This is a genomic window from Mucilaginibacter sp., assembly GCF_039207105.1.
GTDB lineage: Bacteria > Bacteroidota > Bacteroidia > Sphingobacteriales > Sphingobacteriaceae > Mucilaginibacter.
Genome location: NZ_JBCECK010000175.1, coordinates 1 through 9,522 on the forward strand (window position 1 = coordinate 1; position 9,522 = coordinate 9,522).

7 protein-coding genes are annotated in these 9,522 nt (G+C 41.2%); 3 read left to right on the plus strand and 4 right to left on the minus strand.

The features are described 5' to 3' along the window. The 3 genes from AAGC65_RS22505 to AAGC65_RS22515 all read right to left on the minus strand — a co-directional run. Positions 1 to 1,528 (minus strand): Hsp70 family protein (locus AAGC65_RS22505; RefSeq protein ID WP_343114719.1); only part of this gene is annotated, 1,528 nt, incomplete at its 3' end. Between the two features lie 302 nt (positions 1,529 to 1,830). Then, positions 1,831 to 3,153: an MFS transporter gene (locus AAGC65_RS22510; RefSeq protein ID WP_343114720.1), complete on the minus strand. Its 1,323-nt coding sequence runs from the start codon at positions 3,151 to 3,153 to the stop codon at positions 1,831 to 1,833. Between the two features lie 81 nt (positions 3,154 to 3,234). After that, complete coding sequence (locus AAGC65_RS22515) at positions 3,235 to 4,044, minus strand: SDR family oxidoreductase (protein ID WP_343114721.1); 810 nt, start codon at positions 4,042 to 4,044, stop codon at positions 3,235 to 3,237. Positions 4,045 to 4,254: 210 nt separating this feature from the next. Here AAGC65_RS22515 and AAGC65_RS22520 point away from each other — a divergent pair, with 210 nt between their 5' ends. Together AAGC65_RS22520 and AAGC65_RS22525 are read left to right on the plus strand one after the other, a co-directional pair. Next, a complete protein-coding gene (locus AAGC65_RS22520) occupies positions 4,255 to 4,911 on the plus strand; it encodes a FadR/GntR family transcriptional regulator (protein ID WP_343114722.1) in 657 nt (218 codons plus the stop codon). A gap of 28 nt (positions 4,912 to 4,939) precedes the next feature. Then, positions 4,940 to 6,181 (plus strand): MFS transporter, encoded by a 1,242-nt coding sequence (locus AAGC65_RS22525; RefSeq protein WP_343114723.1) that lies wholly within the window; start codon positions 4,940 to 4,942, stop codon positions 6,179 to 6,181. 197 nt (positions 6,182 to 6,378) lie between these two features. Here AAGC65_RS22525 and AAGC65_RS22530 read toward each other — a convergent pair whose 3' ends face one another. Next, positions 6,379 to 6,777: a putative quinol monooxygenase gene (locus tag AAGC65_RS22530; protein WP_343114724.1), complete on the minus strand. Its 399-nt coding sequence runs from the start codon at positions 6,775 to 6,777 to the stop codon at positions 6,379 to 6,381. Between the two features lie 940 nt (positions 6,778 to 7,717). Between AAGC65_RS22530 and AAGC65_RS22535 the strand changes: the two genes are divergently transcribed. Continuing rightward, the coding region (locus tag AAGC65_RS22535) for a hypothetical protein (RefSeq protein WP_343114725.1) at positions 7,718 to 9,522 on the plus strand (1,805 nt) is incomplete at its 3' end.

Genomic DNA, 9,522 nt, shown 5'->3' on the forward strand with positions numbered 1-9,522 from the left:
CGGTAATACCGTAGGTTGGTTTTACCTCTACCTCCTGCTTAACGCCAGAGCGCAACTCAATGGCCTGTATGGTTAATATACCATCGGCATTCAGCAAAAAGTTGATATCAACCTTCGGGAAACCGGCCGGCATAGACGGAATACCTTTCAGGTTAAACTCGGCCAGTTTGCGGTTTTCTTTGATCAAATCGCGCTCACCCTGGTAAACGGCAATCTTCATATTTACCTGTCCGTCAATAGAAGTAGTATACTGCCTGCCGCCTTTGGTTGGCACTTTGGAGTTACGGGGGATAATGACGTCCATTAAACCACCCATCGTTTCAATACCTAAGGAAAGCGGGGTAACATCCAGCAGTAAAATATCTTTACGGTTACCGGCCAAAATATCGGCCTGTATGGCAGCGCCTAATGCTACCACCTCGTCAGGATTCACATCGTCATGTACGGGACGGGCAAAAAACTCTGATACCATTTTTTTAACAAGCGCCGTGCGGGTTGAGCCGCCCACCATGATCACCTCATCAATATCGACAGCGGTTAGCTTGGCATCCTTCAGCGCGTTTTGGCAACAGGTAATGGTTTGCTTTACTTTAACCAATATCAATTCTTCAAAGGCAGTACGGTCAAGCGTACACCAGATATCGCCAACTTTTTCGTTAAACAAGCTTTGGTGCGCGAACGATTTTTTAGCTTCTTCGGCTTTTAAACGTAATTGCTGAGCCAATTCGGTGTTGGCTATAACATCGGCTTTATTCAGCTGATTTTTTTCAATCCAGTAGTCAACAATAATGCGATCAAAATCATCGCCGCCTAAAAAGGTATCACCATTGGTAGCCAGCACCTCGAAAATGCCATTCTGTATTTGCAATATAGATACATCGAAAGTACCGCCGCCCAGGTCATAAACAGCTATGGTTTTAGTTTCCTCCGGACTTAAGCCGATACCATAAGCCAGACTGGCCGCGGTTGGCTCGTTCACAATGCGTAAAACATCTAAACCGGCCAGTTTGCCTGCATCACGTGTGGCCTGGCGCTGTGAATCGTTAAAATAAGCAGGCACGGTAATTACCGCACGGTTAACAGGAGTTTTCAAAGCGTGCTCGGCACGGGCTTTCAGCTCTTTTAATATCAGGGCCGATAGCTCTATCGGTGTATAAAATTTGTCGCCTACTTTGATCTTTACCAGGCTCTCGGTATCATCGTCGATAACTTTGTAGGAGAAAAAGTCTTTATAATTGGCAATGTCATGATAGCTGCGGCCAAGCAAACGCTTAACCGAGAAAACGGTATTCTGAGGGTCGGTTATTAAAAATTCCTTGGCTTCGTTACCTACCAACACCTCGCCGGTAGATCCAAAATGCACAACAGAGGGTACTAAAACGCCTTTGCCGGCATCATTGATCACCAGGGGATTTTTATCTGGATTGATGAACGCGACCAGCGAATTGGTAGTACCCAGATCGATGCCTACTATAATATCTTCCTTTTGTATAGAACCCGTTGCCAGGTTGATAGAAACTTTAGCCATTGTATAAACTTAACAAGTGGCAAATGTACTTAGTTTTGGTTGATGGTGTGTCTTTTGAATGTGTAATTATGAATTTTGTCTGGTTAAGGCGACTCACCCGCCCGTTGCTTCGCTCGGGCCCCCTCTCTTCGCCTGCTGTGCAAAGAGGGGATTTATTATTTTTTGTCATTACGAGCGCAGCGTGGCAATAAGCCCCCTCTAAATCTCCCCCAAAGGGTGAGACTTCAAAAGAAAAGTATTTAAAGCCCTCTCCTTTGGAGAGGGTTGAGTGAGGCTTCAGCGATGTTAAAGAAAGTAGACAACTACAAAGCCGCCACAGCTTCCTCAGCCGTAACTTTTCTTTGAAAAAACAACAACGATACCAGCAGTAGGAAACCGATGATGAAAAATCCATCCAGCACCAGGGCCGAATCGCGCATTTCGCCGGTTAATGACTCTACAAAGCCAAAGGTGAACAGGCCAACTACTATGGATAGTTTTTCGGTAACATCATAAAAACTGAAGTATGATGCCGTATCAGGAATATTTTGCGGGATAAATTTTGAAAACGTGGAGCGCGACAGGGATTGAACGCCCCCCATTACCAAACCAACAAAAGCGGCCGCTACATAAAACTGGTGAGCATTGGCTATAAAATAGACTCCCGCGCATATGAGACACCAGATGGCCACTACTACCGACAGCGCTTTTACGTTACCAAATTTTTCAGAGGCCTTAGCGGTGATGGCCGCGCCAATGATGGCCACTACCTGGATGATCAGAATAATGGTGATCAGGTCATCGTCGGGCATTTTTAATTCTTTAGCGGCAAAGTTGGCGGCTACCAGCATAATGGTTTGCACCCCTACTGAATAGAAAAAGAATGCAGGTAAAAAGCGTTTTAATAACGGTAGCTGACCAACCTTTTTCCAAACCTTACCCAGCTCCTTAAATCCACCGGTGAACACGTTATATTGGTGCGAGCCCGCGTTAGGCACACCCTTAGGAAGCAAGTAAAATGGAATGAGCGAAAAACCTATCCACCACAGGGCCACGATCAGGAAGGATAACTGTGCCGAAAAATCTTCGGTGATACCAAACCACTTGTGGCCCAGTACAAATACGAAGCAAAGTACCTGCACCACAATACTACCTGCAAAGCCATATATGAAACCTTTGGCGCTTACGGCATCCTGCTGGTCAACCGTGGCAATTTGAGGCAAATAGGAATTATAAAACACAAAACCACCGCAATACCCTACAGAGGCCAGCCCGAAACAGATCATCCCAAACTCAAAGGTTTTCATCTGGAAAAAGAACAGACCGAAACAAGCCAGACTACCCAACCAGGTAAACATTTGCAGGTATAACTTTTTTTGCCCCTTATAATCGGCAATGGAGGTAAGTATAGGCAACATCAATACAATAAGCAGGTACGATGCGCCAAGCACATAGTTTGACAATACGGTATTTACATACTTATGCCCAAAAAATGTAACCATGCCGCCCGGGTTTTTATCCTGGGTAATACCTACGTAATAAGCCGGGAATATGGTAGATGTAATAACCATATTGTATGATTGGTTGGCCCAATCAAACATAGCCCATGCCCATATGGTTTTCTTGTTATTCTTAGTTGCTTCCATTAGATGATAGATGAGCAGTTACCAAGTTGATTATTGAAAGCTAAAACATTCACTTGATCAACTCAATCAACCAATCACTTTTTATTTTATACCGTAATGATCGTTCATTAATTTTACGAAGATTGATCCCGGCAGTATAGCTTTAAGTGTAGGTACAATGGTTTGACCAAAAGCACCTACCAGGTAGTTGTGCGCCGGTTTTGATTTAGCTACTATTTTACAAACCTGATTAGCCACCTGGCTGGCATCGCCGCCAATGCTTTCGTCTTTTTCCATGCTGGCTACGGCTGCTTCAAATTCCTTTTTCAGCTGCTCGTTGGCTATGGTAAACGGTAATTTTTCGCGGCTGCCGGTAAAGTCGGTTTTAAAATCGCCGGGGTTAATTACAGAAACTTTTACACCTGTATTTTGCAGCTCCATACGCAAGCTTTGAGAGTACCCCTCAATAGCAAATTTTGACGCGCTGTATAAACCCTGGTATGGCAAACCAAATAAACCTGCTAAAGAACCAATGTTAATCACCAGGCCCTGTTTTTTCTCGATCATACCGGGTAAAACAGCACTGCACACACGTACTACACCAAAAAAGTTTACCTCAAATTGTTTCTTTGCAGCGTCAACAGGCATGGCATATAAAGGGCCTGTAATACCGTTGCCAGCATTGTTTACCAGCACATCTATACGGCCTTCGGCTTTAATGATCTTTGCAACGGCCGCGCTTACTGATGCATCGTCGGTAACATCCATTTCAAGCGGATTGAACGATACATTACTGATACGCTTTAAATCGCGGCTGGTGCCATAAACTGTATATCCCTGAGCAGATAACGCATTGGCTGTAGCTAAACCCAAACCAGATGATGCTCCGGTTACCAGAATTACTTTTTTCATTTGTTATTTAATATTAATAAGTTATAGATGAACTAAACGTGTGCCTTAATAAAATTCCGGGTGCAAAGTTAGTAGAAAGCGGCATATACCTAACCACAAAACTATCCCCAAATTTGGTTATATGCAGCTAACTGATTTTTCTTAACCACTGTTTTTTAATTTATATTTTACTTTTAATAAAAAACCGCTTACCTTTAATCATCAGATGATATGATGATATCTACAATACATAAAAAATCGCTTGCCGAGGAAGTTGCCGAGCAGTTGCGAACAGCCATCGCCAACGGTAGTTACAAAGCCGGTGAACAGTTACCTACCGAGCCTGAACTCATGAAGCAGTTTGGTGTTGGCCGTTCGTCTGTGCGCGAAGCTATCCGTATTTTGGCCAACTCGGGCTTGTTGCGGGTACAGCAGGGCGTTGGTACCTTTATTGAAGCTCCGGCAGGTATCACCGAGCCTTTTCATCAGCGTTTAAAGCGTGCCGAAGCACCCGACCTGGATGAGGTGCGCCGACTGTTAGAAATGAAAATTGCCGAAAAAGCTGCCGCTAACCGTACCAACGATGACTTAAAAAAAATAAAAGCCGCGCTTGACAAACGTACCGCGATGGCCCACGGTGCCGCGTCACTGGAGGATTGTGTACAGGCTGATATTGACTTTCATATGAGCATTGCAGAAGCCGCGCGAAATCCGATACTGACCGATCTGTACCAATCATTTTGTATACAACTCAAAAGCTGGTTTATGCAAGCCTACCCAGATGTGAGCATATTTCAGGACACGCTGCATGAAGAACTTTACGAAAGCATTAAGGCCCGCGACCCTCAAAAAGCATGGGATTGCATAGCTCAAATTATAATACGTTAATTTTTTTACTTTTAATTCATCAGATGATATGACGAATAACAACACGCTATCAGAACCGTTAGAGAAAACAAAAACAATAGCCGAAAAAACGGTTTATTCCATACTTTTTACCATCAGCCTGTCGCATTTGCTAAATGATATGCTGCAGTCGGTTATTCCGTCTATCTATCCGCTTATTAAAACAAACTATCATCTAAGTTTTAGCGATATTGGTCTTGTAACATTAACTTACCAGCTTTCCGCCTCACTGTTACAGCCTTTTGTGGGTATGTATACCGATAAAAAACCCAAGCCCTACTCTTTGGCTATCGGTATGGGCTTTACTTTATCGGGGCTGATCTGCCTTGCCCAGGCATCAGGCTTTTACTGGATATTATTATCGGTAATGCTCATCGGTATCGGGTCATCAATATTTCATCCCGAATCATCAAGGGTGGCACATATGGCATCGGGAGGCAAGCGCGGGCTGGCTCAATCTATTTTTCAGTTGGGCGGCAATGCGGGCAGTGCTTTAGGGCCATTGCTGGCAGCTTTAATTGTGGTACCGTTTGGCCAGAGTAGTGTAATGTGGTTTTCGTTAGTAGCATTGCTTGCCATAGTTATTCTTTACTATATTGGTAACTGGTATAAAGGAGTTGCAGTATCAAAGACAAAGGCAGTTAAGATACCCTCAGAAAAACATCACAGCTTATCATCAACAAGGGTATCCGTTTCGTTGGCTATTCTCATCGTACTTATATTTTCAAAATATTTTTACCTGGCCAGTATTACCAGCTATTACACTTTTTTCCTGATAGATAAATTCCATTTAAGTGTTCAGGCTTCGCAAATACAGTTATTTATCTTCCTGGGAGCCGTTGCGGCGGGTACTATGGCGGGCGGGCCGCTGGGCGACAGGTTTGGCCGCAAATACATCATCTGGATATCTATACTGGGTGTTGCGCCCTTTACTATGCTGCTTCCTTACGCCAATCTGTTCTGGACAACTATTCTTTCTGTATTTATAGGGCTCATCATATCCTCTGCATTTTCGGCCATATTGGTGTATGCCCAGGAGCTGATGCCCGGAAAAGTGGGTATGATAGCCGGCTTGTTTTTCGGTTTTGCCTTTGGCATGGGCGGTTTAGGATCGGCCATATTGGGTAAACTGGCCGATACTACCAGTATCAGCTATGTTTTTCATGTATGCGCGTATTTACCGCTTATCGGGATACTGACGGCATTTTTGCCTAATCTTGAAGTAAAAAAGAAAAAAGCGGCAGGAATATAAAGGCTATCGTCTCGATGAGGGTAGAGAGATCGTGTACGTTGAATACCTGACGTATAAGATTTCTCGCTATCGCTTCGAAATCACATTTTTTATTTGATGCAAGTGCTGTTAAACACTTACGAAGTTTTAAAAACTTCGTAAGTGTGCCCTGCTATCACATGTATAAAGTTACCTATTGGGTTTCAGGGCAGCGGCAATCAGGTTAACATCCACAGCTCCAATGATTGAACCATGTGCTGAACAGTTTGCTTATATTTTTTAAAATGAGGTGTACCAATATGTGATCTGTACGCGGCTGAATCTGCATATACTTCAAGTATGGTAATATGCGAAGGTGCTTTTTTATCGGCTACAGCATAATAAGTGAGTACCCCCGGTTCAACACGGACAGCAGTCGTCATTTGTTCTTTTAGTGCTGCATTATATTTTTCTAATTGCGCCGGATCAACCTCTATTTTTGCCAATCGCACCATTTGGTTATGCTGTTGTGCTATAGCTTTGGTATTGAAAGAAAGCGTGAATATATTTATTGCAGCAACTAAAAGATACCCGTTAAGCTTTAGTCGCTTTTTTGTAGTGGTTTCAACTGCTTTCATACTGCTTTTGGCTTATTATCAAATATAACATTGCTTACGCTCGTTTGCAACGAGTACTTAACATAGTCAGGCGATTGCATTGCGAAGAAGCTTCACAGACGCGAAAAAACATTAAGCACTCGGTATAAACGAGCGCAAGTAAAGAAGTAAATGAACTGCATTAAACTTCGGAAGTTTTAAAAACTTCATAAGTTTTCTCTTTATAAAAAAAGAAATCCCCGGATACTAATACCCGGGGATTCTTTTTAGCAGAATTCTATAGTGATTAGGTATAGGCTTAGGATGAAATTATTTTCTGAGCGTTAATATAATTAACGCTGTATTCATTAGCAGTAAGGCAGGCTGCGCAATGCTGGTAATATTCTGTAATCTCTCATTACGTATAGTGCGCTTGTTTTGTTCCACATAAATGATATCATGGTTCTGAATAACGGTTAGAGGGGTTTGATAAAGCGGTAACACCATCCAGATCAATCTCAATTACTGTTTGCTTTGCAACCCAACGCCCCTTAATATTTTAACTTTCCTCTCGTTACCCTTAGCTTCCAGCCGTGATAAACCTGCTATAGGCATTCGCCAATTACAGGCACAGCAGGATTGCTATATCTTGCTGTATAATTTACAATTATCTTGAAGCGTCAAGTTTTTTGAAAAATGCATATATATACAATTATGAGACAATTTATTTACATCTGTATAACTTAATAATCAATACTATAATTTAATCCAAAATAGCAGTCATTTTATTATTAATCAATAGCTTATGAAGCAACATAAAACATTCATTTTATTCATTAATAAATGAAGTAAATGTTCAGTTATAAAATTACATACATTCATAAATATTATAGTGCAGATCAACTAAAACTTATAATGTAAAGTGCCGATTTCGTGATAAGCCTCTAACGAAACACACTTCAACATACCTGATACTTTTAAAATGACAGCCTTTTCATCACAGTTATTTGAATTATTAAAATCATACGTTTTAGCCAACTCACAACTTACCCGTATACAAGCCAGCGATTGTAAAGTGCTGTCTGCACTGATCCATGCCAAAACTAACCAAACCGTAAGCGAAACCACTTTAAAACGCATTTACGGGTTCGCGCTCAGCAAGTTTAAACCATCGTTATTTACTATTGATGTGCTATCAAACTATTGCGGCTACAAAGGCTGGGTAGATTTTTGCGAGAAACAGGATAAACAGCACCAGCAAACCGATCATGAAAATAATGACTGGGACTCATTAAATTACAAAGCATCCAAGATCACCAATTTTACGCTACAGGCGCTTAAAAATAAAGCGGGCATCCCTTTTAATCAAAGTATCAGAAGAGCTTTTTTAGATAAACATTTTGATGAATTTTTAAAAGGCGACTATGCTGCAACCGTTTTGACAGCTCCGCCGGCATACGGCAAAACGATGGCCTTATGCCACTGGGTTGATGAAAAACTAACCGCGACTTCTAATTCTCAGACTAATGATATTGTTCTGTTTTTCAGCAGCAATGCCCTCATGAACGTGCTGATTAGCGGCAAGGATTTTAACGACTGGTTGCTGGCCTTGTTAGGTTACACGCTTGAAGAAGACATTATGGCGCTGTTAGATAATGATAAGCGTAAAGAAGGCAACTTTTACCTCATTATTGACGGCCTTGATGAACATATGTTTAAGAACAACTGGTATCAGATTTTGCTTGACCAGTTGATGGATATTTTTGCCTTTTACCAGTCGTTCAAGTGGTTTAAATTAGTTTTAACCATGCGCTCGGCAAACTGGATCAATAACCGGCACATGCTTGACTATGAACACCCTAAATGGTTCATGGGCACAATTACCGATCAGCAGGTTAACAGTAACGTACCCCTGTTTAATTTACAGGAACTAAAAGATCTCTGCTTAAAAATAAATCCGGAGATGCAAACCCCTGCTCTTGCTGATGTAGCACATAGTTTTAATCATCCGCTTTATTTTCAATTTTATTATAAACAAAATAAAGATAATTTTTCGCTTAATAATGTTGATCATACCTCTGTTTATGATCTTATATCTAATTATATCTTCAATAAAATTTACCAGGGCCATTACGCTACCGACAAAATTCTGCTAATTACAGGGCTAATTGAACACATCGATTTTAAAAAACGAGAGTACGATGTAGATAAGTTAAAAGTGAATGGCTTGTTTAGCCAATACAATCAGGCTTATAAAGAGCTGTTAAGCATTGGTTTTTTAAAAGAAACCAATAACAGCAGCGATTCCAATTTCAATACTCATGTTCAGTTTGGTAACTCTAATTTTTTAGAGCTTGCTATTGCCAATAAACTATTACATGATAATAATAAAATTTTTGACGCGCAATTGATTAAAGCACTCAATCAATTATTCATTAATAATGAGTTGAAGGTTGCTGTACTTAAATGGAACATCATGCATGCGATTAAAATAGGGCAGCATGAAAATTTGAGTTTCCTTTCAAAAGCTGATCTCAATCCGAGAGAAAAATCTGAACTGATCATTTTCCTTGGTGATCTGCTCAATAAAATAGCCCTGCCATCAAATCAAAACGCAGCCGGGCAATTTGCCGATTATTTTAAACAGGACTGTAGCGATGGGCTTTTTTATTATTTTCTGGGCGTTGAATATATTAATCTCGAATACAAAAAAACACTGCAAACATTATTAAAATTCGAGCTCACAAACCATAAAAAGATCCTTACATATACTGCACTGGCTATGGT

Excerpts from the sequence above, each read along its gene's own strand:
- AAGC65_RS22525 (WP_343114723.1), top strand. The coding sequence starts at position 4,940 with ATGACGAATAACAACACGCTATCAGAACCGTTAGAGAAAACAAAAACA.
- AAGC65_RS22510 (WP_343114720.1), bottom strand. The coding sequence starts at position 3,153 with ATGGAAGCAACTAAGAATAACAAGAAAACCATATGGGCATGGGCTATG.
- AAGC65_RS22520 (WP_343114722.1), top strand. The coding sequence starts at position 4,255 with ATGATGATATCTACAATACATAAAAAATCGCTTGCCGAGGAAGTTGCC.
- AAGC65_RS22515 (WP_343114721.1), bottom strand. The coding sequence starts at position 4,044 with ATGAAAAAAGTAATTCTGGTAACCGGAGCATCATCTGGTTTGGGTTTA.
- AAGC65_RS22530 (WP_343114724.1), bottom strand. The coding sequence starts at position 6,777 with ATGAAAGCAGTTGAAACCACTACAAAAAAGCGACTAAAGCTTAACGGG.